This is a genomic window from Thermobacillus xylanilyticus, assembly GCF_907165215.1.
GTDB lineage: Bacteria > Bacillota > Bacilli > Paenibacillales > Paenibacillaceae > Thermobacillus > Thermobacillus xylanilyticus.
Genome location: NZ_CAJRAY010000032.1, coordinates 59,560 through 73,715, shown reverse-complemented (window position 1 = coordinate 73,715; position 14,156 = coordinate 59,560). Strand labels below are relative to the sequence as shown.

Here is a 14,156-nt window from a genome sequence, read left to right as displayed (position 1 = left end):
AAGTGACATTTTCACAGACGAGTTAAGGTGACATTTTCACAGACGATTGACACCGGAAAGCGCCCTCATTCGTGCCCCGCGATTTCGCGCGTTTCGCGGGTCGCTGCAACCCCCTCGAGCGCATCCCAGCTGTCCTGGCTGAGCAGCTCAAGCTGCGCTTCGACGAGCGTCCGGAACCGCGTCCGGTAGATCGCCGCCTGTTTCTTCATCTCCTCAACCTCGAGTGCGATCTTGCGCGATTTCGCCAGGGCCTCGTTGATGATCCGGTCGGCGTTCTTCTCCGCTTCCTTGATCACGAGCTGCGCTTCCTTCTTCGCGTTGTTCTTCACTTCGTCCGCGGCTTCCTGCGCGATGATGATCGTCTTGCTCAGCGTCTCCTCGAGATTGGCGAAATGATTCAGCTTCTCCTGCAGCGCCAGCACCTGGTTCTGCAGTTCCTTGTTCTCGCGGATGAGCGCCTCGTAGTCCTTGATCACCTGGTCAAGAAACTCGTTGACCTCGTCCTCATCATAGCCGCGCAGGCGGCGGCCGAACTCTTTGTTATGGATATCCAGCGGCGTCAACGGCATGGTGACGCACCTCCTCCTTACATTGCCCGAACGATACCGTACCCTTTCGACAGGTTCCGATGGAATTCCTGCCAAGCTTCAAATAAATTTGCCTATGCTCACGCGCAGCCGACCGCTTTTCGTCGGCCCGTCGACCTTGAGAATTTTGAACCGGCCGAAACCTTTGAACGAGACGATGTCGCCTTCCTCGAGCCGGACGGAAGGATCTTCTTCCGTCTTCCAGTTGACCCGGCACCGGCCCGCCCGGATCGGGTCCAGAATTTTCGACCGGCTGATGCGGAGCACGTCGCTCGCCACGCCGTCCAGACGCAAAGAAGCCACCGTGATAACCGTCACGTCCATCTCGGGCTGCACGACCTGGAGGCTCTCCCGGGGAAGAATGTCCGTGCGGACGGGCACACGATGCACTTGGTTCAAATGGGTATGCAGAAATCCGGCCATCTCTTCCGTCACGAGACAGTGGCAGCCGTCATCGCGCACATGAAGATCGCCGATTACGTCCCGTTTGATGCCGAGCCCGAGCAGGGCGCCGAGATAATCGCCGTGGTCGAGTTCGAGGAACTTGCCGCCCGACGCCTCGACCGCCAGCACGACAATGCCGCAATCCACGTCTTCCGGATCGCGGTATGCCGGGACGATAACGGCGCGCTTCCGCTCGGCTTCCGGATAGCCGCCATCCAGCCGCAGGACCGCATTCGGCTCGCGGCCGGCAATCGACTGCAGGATGAACTGCTGCCGCGGGTCCAGGAAGTCGGTCACGACCGGCGCATGGCGTTCGGCCGCCCGCTCCACCCACTCCAGCGCGCGGTCGACGAACGGACGCTCTTCCGGATGGAAGTGGACATAGAGCGACTGACTCATATGAAGAAATCAATCACCGCAATGAGCCCCATCGCGATGAACTGCAGTGCGAAGATGGCGACGATCGGCGAAATGTCCAGCATGCCCCCGATCGGCGGGATGAGCCGACGGAACGGCGCAAGGTACGGTTCGACCAGTTTGCCGAGCATTTCGCCGATGAAGCTGTCGCGGGCGTTCGGAATCCAGGACAGCAGCACATAGGCGATAATGACGAACGTGTATATCCGGTGAATAAGCCAAATTAAAGATTCAATTTCAGACACGAGGTCACCTCATCGTCTTGTATTCGTTGTCATCCGTCAGCATGTCCGTGATCGTGCCCTGCACTTCTACCGTATCCGGCGTGCACAGAAAGATGTTCGGTCCGATCTTCGTGATCGACCCGTTCAGCGCATAGACCGTACCGCTCAGGAAATCGACGATCCGGATCGCATGGTCGGTGCGGATCCGCTGCAGGTTGACGACGACCGAACGTCGGGAACGCAGATGATCGGCGATTTCCTGAGCCTCGTCGTAGGAACGCGGTTCGTTAAGCACAACGCGGACATTCTTCTGCGCATGGATGCTGACGACATTGCCGCCCTTCACAGTTTTACGCGATTCGAAGACCGGCGTTTCAATTTCCTGCTCCGCCTCTGCGGACGACCGGCCGCGCTCCACGATTTCCTCTTCTTCCTGAAGACCGAGAAAACTCATGAATCGGTTCATGACGCTCATGACACAGCCTCCTCTTTTCCCACCAGAATCGTCCCCAGCCGGAGCCAGGTCGCCCCTTCTTCGACCGCAACCTCGAAATCGTTCGACATGCCCATGGAAAGCCCGCTTGCTTCCTCCCGCAGGACGGCGGCACTGTTCAGTTCATCCCGGAGGTTGCGCAGCGCCCGGAACACCGGCCGCGCCTCTTCCGGATCGTCGACAAACGGCGCCATCGTCATCAAGCCCGCCACGGCGATGCCGCGCATATCCGCGACGGTTCGCGCAAAGCCGATCAAATCTTCCGGCGCAAGGCCGTGCTTCGAAGCTTCGCCGGAGACGTTCACCTGAATGAAACAGGGAACGCGGATGCCCAGCTGTTCGGCGCGCTTGTCGATCGCCTGGGCCAGGGAGAGCCTGTCCAGCGAATGGATGTAAGCGAACTTTCCGACGACGTCCTTGACCTTGTTCGTCTGCAGCGAACCGATGAAATGCCAGACCGGCTGCGGCTGCTCATCCTGCAAAGCGCGCCACTTCGGCGCGGCGTCCTGCCACCGGTTCTCGCCGAGATGGACGAGCCCCGCGCGGAGCGCCTCCCTTGCGGCCGCTTCGCCGGCATATTTCGTCACGGCGACGATGCCGATCTCTTCCCGCCGGCGGCCGCTGCGGGCGCAAGCTTCGCGGATGCGGCGGTCGACGTCGTCCAGTCTCGCCCGGATCGACACGTCGGTTCACCTCTCACGCATGCCGATGAAACTCGCCATCCTCCCCGTCCTCCCGCCTTCCCGCCGGTGGGAGAAAAACAGATCGCGCCGGCATCCGGTGCAGAAGGACGAAAATGCGATGCGGCTCGGCATGATTCCTGATCTTATCATAATCTGTCGGTTCATTTCTTTCAAGTTAAGCCTTGCTTTGCCATCTTCCGTCAAGCGGATCATGGCGTCCAGGGGCGCTCCGCCCGAAGGCGCGAGCGACTCCGCCAGCGGCAGCGCGCTCTCGATCACCGGGCCGTCCACTTCGTAGCAGCACGGGCCGATCGCCGGACCGACCGCGGCGCGGATATCCGCCGGGCGGCTGCCGAATTCCCGCTCCATCGCCTCGATCGTCCGCGCGGCGATTTCAAGCGTCGTTCCCCGCCAGCCGGCATGGGCGAGCGCCACCGCGCCCCGCACCGGATCGTGGAACAGGAGCGGCACGCAGTCCGCGTAATACGATGCGAGCAGGATGCCCGGCTCATCCGTCATGATCGCGTCCGCCCCGGGAATGGCCGATTCCTGATCCTTGCCGCCCCGGCCCCGGTCCGCGCGGACGACGCGGTGGACGCGGCAGCCGTGCACCTGCTCCGCGCACGTCCAGGCGGCCGGATCCCAGCCGGCCGCTTCCGCCGCAAGGGCGCGGTTGCGGACGACGGCGTCTGCCGCATCGCCGACGTGCAGGCCGCAGTTCAGCGACGCCCAGGGCGGGCCGCTGACGCCGCCTTCCCGGCCGGTAATGCCGGCCGTCAGGCCCGGCGACTCCTCCATCCATCCGCGCAGCAGAAACAGCGCCGGACCGTTGCCTTCCATCCGAACGAACGGTTCCATCGGGTTCACCTCGCAGAACCAGTGTACCACAGCGGCTGCGTCGAAGAAATCGTCACCGTTCGCTCAGCTCCACGTCCTGAACGCGACTCAGCCGGGTGTCGTCCAGCCTGACGAGCACGACGTCTTCGCCGACCTTGACGATGCTGCGCCACGGAATGACGACGTCGGCTCCGCCGCCGCCGAACAGCCCGAAGAACCGGCCGCTTTCCGGCACGATGATCGATTCGATCCGGCCGTGCCGAAGATCCAGTTCCAGATCGCTGACATGGCCGAGCTTCCGGCCGTCCACGATATTGATGACATCCTTCTCCTGCAATTCGGAAATCCGCAATCCGCGCCACCACGCTCTCTTCGATTAATCTTCCCTTCTACCATGTTATCGCGGAAGGCGGCGCGAAATGTCCGGCCGGGCAAGAAAATTGGCCGCGCCGTCCTCCCCGGGCGGGCGCGGCCGCATTGCAGCGCATGGCATGCCGAGACAGCAACAAAGCCGGACGCCTCCGCGCCCGGCTTCAAAGTCTTCAGGCTTTTACATGTTTCTGCATCTGCTGGATGGCCGACTTCTCGAGACGCGACACCTGCGCCTGCGAGATGCCGATCTCGTCCGCCACCTCCATCTGGGTTTTCCCTTCGAAAAAACGCATGGATAAAATCATTTTCTCCCTTTCGCCGAGTTTGGTCATCGCCTCCCGCAGTGCGATCTCCTCGATCCAGGACGAATCCTTGTTGCGGTCGTCGCTGATCTGGTCCATCACATAGATCGGATCGCCGCCGTCGTGGAAGATCGGCTCGAACAGGGAGACCGGATCCTGGATGGCGTCCAGGGCGAATACGACGTCTTCCTTGGGCACGCCTAGCGCTTCCGAAATCTCGTAAATGGTCGGTTCCCGCGAATGCTGGTTCGTCAGCGTGTCGCGCACTTGCAGCGCCTTGTAGGCGATGTCGCGCAGACTTCGGGAGACGCGGATCGGATTGTTGTCCCGAAGATACCGCCGGATTTCGCCGATGATCATCGGCACGGCATAGGTGGAGAACTTCACGTTCTGGCTGAGGTCAAAGTTGTCGATGGCTTTCATCAGACCGATGCAGCCGACCTGAAACAGATCGTCGACGAATTCTCCCCGGTTGTTGAACCGCTGGATGACGCTGAGCACGAGCCGCAGGTTGCCGTTCACCAGCTTCTCCCGGGCCGACAGTTCTCCCCGGGTCTGCAGCGCCGTGAACAACTCGCGCATCTCCGCATTCGTCAGCACCGGAAGTTTCGAGGTATCCACTCCGCAGATCTCAACTTTGTTTCGGGTCAACGCGATAACCTCCCAAGGAGAAACATTACTGTACATTATCCCCTTGGGCTTTGTTTTTATTCTGGACGCAAAGCGGCCCCGGAGGCGGTCTTTATGCCCGCGGTCCGGGGCCCCGTGAAATTACACCATCTTGTTGAACTCCTTGCGCAGCCGCTTGATGATCCGCTTCTCCAGCCGGGAAATGTACGACTGCGAAATGCCGAGCATATCGGCGACATCCTTCTGCGTCTTCTCCTCGCCGTCCGTGAGGCCGAACCGGAGCTCCATGATCGTCCGCTCCCGCTCCGTCAACTTGTCCAGCGCCTTCTGGAGCAGCTTCCGGTCGACCTGCTCCTCGATGTTCCGGTAGATGGTGTCGCCTTCGGTGCCGAGCACGTCGGAAAGCAGCAGTTCGTTGCCGTCCCAGTCGATGTTGAGCGGCTCGTCGAACGACACCTCGGTGCGGGTCTTGCTGTTGCGCCGCAGGTACATGAGAATCTCGTTCTCGATGCAGCGGGAAGCATACGTGGCAAGCTTGATTTTCTTCTCCGGATCGAACGTGTTGACCGCCTTGATGAGGCCGATCGCGCCGATGGAGACCAGGTCTTCGATGTGGATGCCCGTGTTCTCGAATTTGCGGGCGATGTAGACGACGAGCCGGAGATTCCGCTCGATCAGCATGGCGCGGATCGCCGCATCTCCGGACGGCAGCCGCTTGAGCAGATACTCCTCTTCCTCGCGCGTCAGCGGCGGCGGCAGCGCTTCGCTGCCTCCGATGTAGTAAACCTCTTCGCGCTTCAGACCGAATAAAAACAAAACACGATAATAGAATAACTGCAGCATCAGTTTCCACTTCACGGGCATGTCCGCAAGTCCCCTCCGTATGCGTGTTGATGGATTCATCCGCTGCCGTCGCCCTCGAGCAGGGACGGATGAATGATCGCCCGGTAAGCGCCGTCGGACGCCAGCGTGCCGCCCTCCAGGCCGACAAGCACGCGGCTTGTCTCGCTGCGGCGCCCGTCCCGCTCGATGCACACCCTGTCGGGTTTTACGGCCAGCATGAGCTGCGTTCTGCCTCCGATGCCCCGGTAGGGCACGAATCTCAGCCGTTCGCCCCAGACATGGCCGCCCAGGTCCAGCCTGGCCAGCAAGCCTTCGACATCGCCGCTGCGCAGCGCTTCGATCCAGGCTTCGGGCAGCTCGCCGCTCCAGAGCGCGGCTTCCGCGACCATGACCGGCGTCCGGGTCAGCGGATCGTACAGCCGGTTGCCCGTGTCGATGAGCCCGGTGCAGCGTGCGGTTCGGCCGCCGATCTCGACGGTCACCTCCGCGAGGCTGCCCAGCGTCCGCTCCGTGTGCTTCCGGCTGCTCCAGACGGCCCGCCAGATGAGCAGCGCTGCTCCCGCGGCGGCAAATACCGAGGCCAGTCCATACTGTACTTCGATGCCGACGCCGCCCCCATCGGTCAACCACAACCTGTCCCACATGCCGCCGCGGCTCTGCAGCAGATAGTGGAGCCCGATGACGCCGCCCGCCGCGGCAAAATTGATGCCGTAGAACGCCACCGCGATGCGGATGAACCGTTGCAGCCCGCCGAAGCCGAACGCGATCAGCAGCATGAGCAGCGACAGCGCGATTTTCACCAGCACCGACAGCAGCCAGCCGGCGCCGGGAAGGAACAGCAGCGCGGTGTATGCCGCGCCGACCGCCGCCGCCGCCGCAATCCGCCACCACTTCGGCTTGAGTCCCCTTACCCAGGCCGTCGTCAACAGCACCGCGCCGTCGATGATCAGATTTGAGAGAAAAACAAGATCCACGTATACGACCAGCAGCTTCACCCACCGCTCTATTCGTTCCGCGGCTTTCCGTTTTCGCGCGCCCAGCGATCGCTTGGCGGTCTTACGGTTAAGTATAGCGGGGACCATGCCGGAAGTCTGTCTAAAGCCGCCGTCAGCGAGAATCTATTTTTGTCGATGTTCCGGCGCGCAAATCGCAAGCGGAGGAAGCAAGAAAACATGACCGCTGTGTATAACGGGGTTCCGTTACGTTAGAGGCGGAATGCAGGGGCTGCCGCACGGACTTATGGAGACATTCCGACCATACAAAAAAAGCCGCCCCGATCAGGCGGCCGGCGCCGCCTTGGGACAGCTTTGGTGTTGCAGCATAAGGATAATGTTCAGTCCGGATTATTCGCGTTCGCTGCGCGGTCGATTGCGCAGGAAGGCCGGAATGTCCAGCTGGTCGCTGGACGGGAGCTGGCCGAACGGACGCAGGTTCGAACCGCCGGACGGACGGCTCTCTTGCGTTTCCGATCCGCCGGTGCCGGCCGACGCCGGACGGCGGCCCGCTCCGCCCTTCGTCGTCTCGAAGCCGGTCGCGATGACCGTGACCTTGATGTCGTCCTTCATGTCTTCGTCAATGCTTGCGCCGAAGATCATGTTCACTTCCGGATCGGAAGCCGCGATGACGATCTCGGCCGCTTCGTTCACTTCATAGAGCGACAGGTTGGAGCCGCCGGTGATGTTCATGATGATGCCGCGCGCGCCGTCGATACTCGTCTCGAGCAGCGGGCTCATGATCGCCTTGCGGGCCGCTTCGGCCGCCCGGTTCTCGCCGCTCGCCACGCCGATGCCCATGAGCGCGGAACCGCGCTCGGTCATGATCGTCTTCACGTCGGCGAAGTCAAGGTTGATGAGCCCCGGCACCGCGATCAGGTCGGAAATGCCCTGCACCGCCTGCCGCAGCACGTTGTCGGCTTCGCGGAACGCCTCGAGCATCGGCGTCTTCTTGTCCACAATTTCAAGCAGCCGGTCGTTCGGAATGACGATCAGCGTATCGACTTTCTGCTTCAGTTCCTCGATGCCCATTTCGGCCTGCATCGACCGTTTGCGGCCTTCGAACGTGAACGGACGGGTGACGACGCCGACCGTCAGCGCGCCGCATTCCTTCGCGATTTCCGCGATGACCGGCGCCGCGCCGGTGCCGGTGCCGCCGCCCATGCCGGCCGTCACGAACACCATGTCCGCGCCCTTGAGACGCTCGGCGACCATTTCGCGCGATTCTTCGGCCGCCTTCTTGCCGACCTCCGGATTGGCGCCTGCGCCGAGACCGCGCGTGAGCTTCTCGCCGATCTGCAGCTTCTGCTCGGACTTCGCGTGCTGAAGCGCCTGCGCATCCGTATTGACCGTGATGAACTCGACGCCGCGCACGCCGGTCTCAATCATCCGGTTGACCGCGTTGCTGCCGCCGCCGCCTACGCCGATCACCTTGATCGACGCCAGCGGTTCCATTTCCATATCGAATTCCAACATGAGTGAAGTTCCTCCGATCAAATGAATTCGCTGAACATCCGCTTCAGCCGCTCGAAGATTCCCGGTTTGGCCGCCGCCGAGGGCGAAGCAGGAGCCGGCTTGCGCACCGCCGCCCGCCTTGCGGAGCCCGCGGCGCGCGGCCGCATGTAGCGGGACACGTACTGGATCATGCCGACGCCGCTCGTGAACGCCGGATCCCGGACGCCGATGTAGTCCGGAACCGCGATCCGCACGCTCGTCTCAAGCTCCCGCTGCGCCAGCGCCTGCACGCCCGGCATCGATGCCGTTCCGCCCGTGAGCACGCAGCCGTTCACCTTGCCTTCGTATCCAAGCCGGATGATCTCCTGCCGGACAAGCTGGAAGATCTCCTGCATGCGCGGCTCGATAATGTTGGCCAGGTCGACCTGGGAAAATTCCTTCTCGACGTTGCTGCCCATGCGCACGACCTTGAACTTCTGGTCTTCCGCCGCGTCGCTGACCAGCGCGCAGCCGAACTTCAGCTTGATCTTCTCCGCCTGTTCGGTCTGCGTCCTCAGCCCGTAAGAGATATCGTTCGTCACATATTCGCCGCCCACGGGCAGCGTGGACGTCGCCGCCAGATTGCCCTGCTCGAAAATGGCGATCGTCGTGGAGCCTGCGCCGAGGTCGACGAGGGCCGTTCCCATGTTCTTCTCGTCCTTGGTCAGCGCCATCTGGCCGGACGCAAGCGACATCAGGATGACGCCGGCGATCTGCAGATCCGCCTTCTCGACGCAGCGCATCAGGTTATGTATCGCCGTCTTCGCTCCGGTTATGACGGTCGCTTCGACTTCCAGCCGCACGCCGATCATGCCGCGCGGATCGGAGATGCCGTCCAATCCGTCAACCAGAAACTGGCGCGGCACCAGGCCGATGATCTCGCGCTCGGGCGGCAGCGCCACGACCCTCGCCGCCTGCAGCACCCGTTCAATGTCTTCTTCTCCGATCTCGCGGTCCTCGTTCGATACCGCGACAACGCCGTGATTCGTCTGCAGCGCGATATGGTTGCCCTGAATTCCGACGTAGACTTCGGATATTTCAATCCCGACCATGCGTTCCGCGTGATCCACCGCATTGCGGATCGACTGCACGGTCTGGTCGATATCAACGATGGCTCCTTTGCGAATGCCTTCCGAGTCGGCAGATCCGACACCAATGATGTTGATCGCGCCGTTCTGGACTTCGCCGATGATGACGCGGACTTTGGATGTTCCGATGTCCAGGCTGACGATCAAGTCGCTGCTGCTCAACCCCTGGCACCTCCGTTTCTCCGATAAGAAATGAAATCTAAAGTGCGAAGTTCCAACATATTGATTACCAGCGGGCGATATTCACGCATATATCCTTGTCCAAGTAATTCAACGCGCCTTATATTTTCCCTCTTTTTTCTACAAAGTTTTTACGCTGGCAATTGGTGGGTAGGGACCCATCCAAGGATAAACTCATAAACGAAATTGTACCATTATTCACGCGGCTTGAGTAGTGGCTATTAGTCCTGTTTACCGGTGTTTTCCGCATCCGGCGCTTTCCCTTCGCCGTCTCCGCCTTCTTCCGTGTAAGGCACGTAGCGGTCCGCCAGCAGCAGCGTCATGCTGCCCGGTTCCTGCGTCTCGATGACGGCGCGGATCGTCTCCGCTTTCTCTTCGAGCAGGGAAACGGCGGTGATGATCTCGAACCGGGTGCGCGTGTAGATGCGGATCCGGTCGGGATAGGCATCCGACGGGTACGGCGCAATTTCCGAAAAATCGGCGAGCAGGTCGTCCGGCAGAAGGGAAAGCGCATCGACGAGCTTGAGCTTGTCCTCCTCCCGTCCGTTCCAGCCGCGCAGCACCGGCCGGTCCACGACGGCGTCCGCGCCGATCGGCAGCTCTTTGCCGTTCGACAGGATGGCCGTGATCGCGCCGTCCGCCGTCAGCCCGTAGGCGACGGCCGGAAATTCCGTCACCTCGATGTGCAGCTTTCCCGGGAACGTCTTGCGGACGACCGCCGACGCCACCGGCTCCAGCTTCTCCACCCGCCCGGCAATCGCGTCCGCGGCCGGCCAGAAGAACGGGTCGCCCGGCTCGACGCCGGAAGCGGCCAGAATCTCGCTTTCACTGGCGAACCGGCCGCCCGATACGGTCACTTCCGAGATTTTGCTGAGACTGGAGCGGAAGAACAGGACAAGGAGAAGCACGATGAACAGCGCGTAGATTACGCCGAGCAGCCGCCTGTTGCTCCTTCGCTTGGGGCTCGGCTCCTTCAGTACGGGCATGCGTTCCGTCATTTCCATTCTCCTGACGAGGGAATCGCAAGCTTGTCCGACGCCGCCACAAATGAAACCCGGCATTCCCAGCGGGGAAAGCCGGGCGGCGGTCCTTCAGCCGGGAATCACGCGGTTGTTCGGCACCGCGGCGTACCGCATGATCCGTGCGCCGAGACTCGCGAACATCGCTTCGATCCGCTCGTAACCTCGATCGATATGATAGACTTGTTCGATGACCGTCTTGCCCTGCGCGGCCAGACCGGCGATGACGAGCGCCGCGCCGGCCCTCAGATCGGTCGCTTCGACCGTTGTCCCGTAGAGCCGCGGCACGCCGCGGATGATCGCCGAGTTCAGGTCGACGCGGATATCGGCGCCCATGCGCACCAGTTCGTCGACATGTTTGAAACGGCCTTCAAAGATCATCTCTTTCACGACGCTGACGCCGTCGGCCAGCGCGAGCAGCACCATGATCTGCGCCTGCAGATCGGTCGGGAAGGCCGGATACGGACTCGTCACGATCCGTTCCACCGCCTTCGGGCGGATAACGCCCCCGACCTTAATTATATCATCGTCCACGGTCACTTGAACACCGGCCCGGCGCAGCACATGGATGAGCGAAGTCAGGTGGGAAGGATTCGCACCCGTCAGCGTCACCTGTCCGCGCGTTGCCGCAGCGGCGACCATCAGCGTCCCGGTGACGATCCGGTCCGGGATGATCCGGTAGCGGCAAGGCACAAGCCGCTTCACGCCCTCTATTCTGATCGTGCCCGTGCCGGCGCCCGTGACGCGCGCCCCCATGCTGTTCAGGAAGTTTTGCAGATCCTCGATCTCCGGCTCGCGCGCCGCGTTCGTGATCGTCGTCACGCCGTCCGCCAGAACGGCCGCCATCATCAGGTTCTCGGTCGCGCCCACGCTCGGAAAATCGAGATGAATGTCGGTTCCGGTCAGCCTGCTCGCGCGGCAGACGATCCGGTTGCCGTCCTCGCGGATCTCGGCGCCGAGCATTCGCAGGCCGAGCAGATGAAGATCGATCTTCCGTTCACCGATCGCGCAGCCGCCGGGCTGGTACACTTCCACTTCCCCGAATCTTGCCAGCAGCGGCCCCATCAGAAAGATGGACGAACGCATCTGTCCCATGAGCGATTCCGGAATGTGCGCGGAATTCGCGGAGGTCGTGTCGAGCACAACGGACTGGCCGATCTGCTCCGCGCGGCATCCGAGCGAGCGAAGGATGTCCAGCATCACGTCGATGTCGAGCAGGTTCGGCACCTGATCGACGATAACGGTACCTTCCACCAGCATGCCGGCCGCCAGTATCGGCAGCGCGGCGTTCTTCGCGCCCTGGATGGCGATTGTTCCGGAGAGCGGCCTGCCGCCTTCAATCACCAATGTGTCCAAAGCTACACCTCCGATTTACCGCTCACCCACCACCAATACCTCGGGGACCAGCTCGACGCCGAAACGCGCCTTGACGGTCCGCTGGATATGCTCCATGAGGGTGAGGACGTCTTCGGCCTTCGCCTGCCCCGTATTCACGATGAAATTGGCATGCACATCCGATATGGCCGCGCCCCCCGACCGCCAGCCCTTGAGCCCGGCCGCTTCGATCAGCCGGGCCGCGTAGTCGCCGGGCGGGTTGCGGAAGACCGAACCGGCGGTCGGCGCCTGCAGCGGCTGCGTCCGCTGCCTGCGGTCCTTGTAGGACGCCATTGCCGCCGCGATTTCCTTCCGGTCGCCAGGCGCAAGTTCGAACGTCGCCTCGGCGACAATGCCCGGCATGTCGTGCAGAATGGAGTGCCGGTAGCCGAATTGCATCGCCTCGCGGTCGAAACGCACAATTTCACCGTTTTCCGTGACAATCTCGGCCGACTTGAAGATGCGTGACACGTCCGATCCGTGGGCGCCGGCGTTCATATAGACGGCGCCGCCGACCGATCCCGGAATTCCCCCCGCAAATTCCAGGCCGGTCAGTCCGTGCTTGCCGGCGAGCACGGACAGTTTGATGAACGAGAAGGCCGCGCCTGCGATGACCGTATGCCCGTCGAACCGCGCGTAATCGAGACCGGGTCCGGGCTTGATGACAACGCCGCGAATGCCCTTGTCCAGAACCAGCATGTTGGAGCCGCGGCCGAGGTTCGTCCACGGCACGCCGTGCCGGTGAAGCAGCGCGACGGCGGCAGCCAGCTCCCGCTTGCCTCTCGGTATGATCAGCAGATCGGCGGGTCCGCCGATTTTCCAGGTGGTGTACTTGGCCAGCGGTTCGTTCGGCAGCAGTTCGCCGATGTCGGCGCGCTTCAATTCGTCAATCAACTGCTGCATGGACGATCCTCCTTCCTCTCAGCCGGAATGGACATGTGGGGCAGCCGGCGCCCGGCGGCCTTGCGCCGCGGCTGCCGCGGAGTCGGCGGTCACGATCATGTGACAGTCTATGCCCGGCACATGTCGAGTGTGACAATCGCCCAGACGCGCCGTCAACGGCCGCGTTTCGGGGCGGCAAGCGCGCGGAGCTCGGCTGTGATCCGCTCCGCGGAATCCGGCATCGCAAGCGACTTCGCGGCTTCCGACATCGCGCGCCGGACCGCCTCGTCCCCCATGATGCGGGCGATCGTTCCGGCCAGTTTCTGACCGGTAAGTTCGCGTTCGAGAATCATGACCGCCGCCCCGGCATCCGCCAGGCTCCGCGCGTTCGCTTCCTGGTGGTTGTGCGTCACGTTGGGCGACGGCACCAGAATCGACGGCACGCCGAGCGCGGTGATTTCGGCGATCATGGAAGCGCCGGCGCGGCTGATGATGAGCGATGAGGCCGCGAGCACTTCCGGCATATTGTCGAGATACGGCACGACGCGGAGCCGGCGGGACAATTCCGCCGGCAGCCGGTTCAGCCGCTCCTTCGTCTGTTCGTAATGGACGTCCCCCGTGACGGCGACCAGCCAGACGCCGTCCAGCCGGCCGACGGCGCCGGCGATGTCGGGAATGGCTTCATTGAGCGCCCTGGCCCCGCGGCTGCCGCCGACGACCAGGACGATGCGGCTGCCTTCCGGAATGCCGAGCGAGGCGTACCCCTTCGCCTTGTCCGCGTGGAGCACGTTCGTCGCGCACGGATTGCCCGTATGGACGATCCGACGTCCCCGGCGGAACCGCGCTTTCGATTCCGGGAAGCTGACCGCGATCGCATCCGCATAGCGGCTCAGGAATGCGTTCGCCATGCCCGGGTCGACGTTCTGCTCATGAATGAGCGTCGGAATGCCGAGCCGGGCGGCCGCGTAGACGACCGGTCCGCACACGTAGCCGCCGGTGCCGACGACGACATCGGGCCGAAAACCTTTGAGCATCTCCTTCGATCGGCGGACAGCGCGCAGAAAGCGGATGACCGTGCGCACGTTGTCGAGCGACAGCTTCCGCTTGAACCCGCTGATCTCGATCGTCTCGAACGGAATGCCGAGCTTCGGCACGATCCGGCTTTCCAGCCCGGCGGAAGAACCGATGTAGAGCAGTTCCGTATCCGGATCTTCCCGCTTCAGCTGGCGGCCGATCGATGCGGCCGGGTAAATATGGCCTCCCGTACCGCCGCCGGTCAGTACAACTCGCATTTA

16 protein-coding genes are annotated in these 14,156 nt (G+C 62.5%); all 16 read right to left on the bottom strand.

Annotated features, from left to right (window positions below):
- Positions 1-65: 65 nt before the first annotated feature.
- Complete coding sequence (locus KJQ12_RS07030; RefSeq protein WP_015255156.1) at positions 66-569, bottom strand: DivIVA domain-containing protein; 504 nt, start codon at positions 567-569, stop codon at positions 66-68.
- Positions 570-647: 78 nt separating this feature from the next.
- Positions 648-1,430 carry a YlmH family RNA-binding protein gene (locus tag KJQ12_RS07025; protein ID WP_213484041.1) on the bottom strand — a complete coding sequence of 261 codons (783 nt, stop codon included), beginning with the start codon at positions 1,428-1,430 and terminating at the stop codon, positions 648-650.
- A complete protein-coding gene (locus tag KJQ12_RS07020) occupies positions 1,427-1,693 on the bottom strand; it encodes a YggT family protein (protein WP_213484040.1) in 267 nt (88 codons plus the stop codon). The genes KJQ12_RS07025 and KJQ12_RS07020 overlap by 4 nt, the downstream gene beginning before the upstream one ends.
- A 4-nt stretch (positions 1,694-1,697) precedes the next feature.
- A complete protein-coding gene (locus tag KJQ12_RS07015) occupies positions 1,698-2,147 on the bottom strand; it encodes a cell division protein SepF (RefSeq protein ID WP_213484039.1) in 450 nt (149 codons plus the stop codon).
- Positions 2,144-2,848: a YggS family pyridoxal phosphate-dependent enzyme gene (locus KJQ12_RS07010; protein WP_213484038.1), complete on the bottom strand. Its 705-nt coding sequence runs from the start codon at positions 2,846-2,848 to the stop codon at positions 2,144-2,146. Before KJQ12_RS07010 ends, KJQ12_RS07015 begins: the two co-directional genes overlap by 4 nt.
- 6 nt (positions 2,849-2,854) lie before the next feature.
- On the bottom strand, positions 2,855-3,706 hold the full coding sequence (pgeF, locus tag KJQ12_RS07005; RefSeq protein WP_213484037.1) for a peptidoglycan editing factor PgeF: 852 nt from the start codon (positions 3,704-3,706) through the stop codon (positions 2,855-2,857).
- A 52-nt stretch (positions 3,707-3,758) separates the two neighbouring features.
- On the bottom strand, positions 3,759-4,037 hold the full coding sequence (locus KJQ12_RS07000; RefSeq protein WP_213484036.1) for a PRC-barrel domain-containing protein: 279 nt from the start codon (positions 4,035-4,037) through the stop codon (positions 3,759-3,761).
- A 190-nt stretch (positions 4,038-4,227) separates the two neighbouring features.
- Positions 4,228-5,010: an RNA polymerase sporulation sigma factor SigG gene (sigG, locus tag KJQ12_RS06995; protein ID WP_015255164.1), complete on the bottom strand. Its 783-nt coding sequence runs from the start codon at positions 5,008-5,010 to the stop codon at positions 4,228-4,230.
- 120 nt (positions 5,011-5,130) lie between these two features.
- Complete coding sequence (gene sigE / locus KJQ12_RS06990; protein WP_015255165.1) at positions 5,131-5,853, bottom strand: RNA polymerase sporulation sigma factor SigE; 723 nt, start codon at positions 5,851-5,853, stop codon at positions 5,131-5,133.
- A gap of 35 nt (positions 5,854-5,888) precedes the next feature.
- Positions 5,889-6,827 (bottom strand): sigma-E processing peptidase SpoIIGA, encoded by a 939-nt coding sequence (gene spoIIGA, locus KJQ12_RS06985; protein WP_213484035.1) that lies wholly within the window; start codon positions 6,825-6,827, stop codon positions 5,889-5,891.
- A 348-nt stretch (positions 6,828-7,175) separates the two neighbouring features.
- Entirely contained in the window at positions 7,176-8,300 is a 1,125-nt protein-coding gene (ftsZ, locus tag KJQ12_RS06980; protein ID WP_213484034.1) for a cell division protein FtsZ, read from the bottom strand.
- Positions 8,301-8,317: 17 nt separating this feature from the next.
- Positions 8,318-9,568 carry a cell division protein FtsA gene (ftsA, locus tag KJQ12_RS06975; RefSeq protein WP_213484033.1) on the bottom strand — a complete coding sequence of 417 codons (1,251 nt, stop codon included), beginning with the start codon at positions 9,566-9,568 and terminating at the stop codon, positions 8,318-8,320.
- A 239-nt stretch (positions 9,569-9,807) separates the two neighbouring features.
- Positions 9,808-10,584 carry a cell division protein FtsQ/DivIB gene (locus KJQ12_RS06970; protein WP_213484032.1) on the bottom strand — a complete coding sequence of 259 codons (777 nt, stop codon included), beginning with the start codon at positions 10,582-10,584 and terminating at the stop codon, positions 9,808-9,810.
- Between the two features lie 93 nt (positions 10,585-10,677).
- Positions 10,678-11,961 (bottom strand): UDP-N-acetylglucosamine 1-carboxyvinyltransferase, encoded by a 1,284-nt coding sequence (gene murA / locus KJQ12_RS06965; RefSeq protein ID WP_213484031.1) that lies wholly within the window; start codon positions 11,959-11,961, stop codon positions 10,678-10,680.
- A gap of 15 nt (positions 11,962-11,976) precedes the next feature.
- Positions 11,977-12,882: a UDP-N-acetylmuramate dehydrogenase gene (gene murB / locus KJQ12_RS06960; RefSeq protein ID WP_015255171.1), complete on the bottom strand. Its 906-nt coding sequence runs from the start codon at positions 12,880-12,882 to the stop codon at positions 11,977-11,979.
- 152 nt (positions 12,883-13,034) lie between these two features.
- A complete protein-coding gene (murG, locus tag KJQ12_RS06955; RefSeq protein ID WP_213484030.1) occupies positions 13,035-14,153 on the bottom strand; it encodes an undecaprenyldiphospho-muramoylpentapeptide beta-N-acetylglucosaminyltransferase in 1,119 nt (372 codons plus the stop codon).
- Positions 14,154-14,156 lie beyond the last annotated feature (3 nt).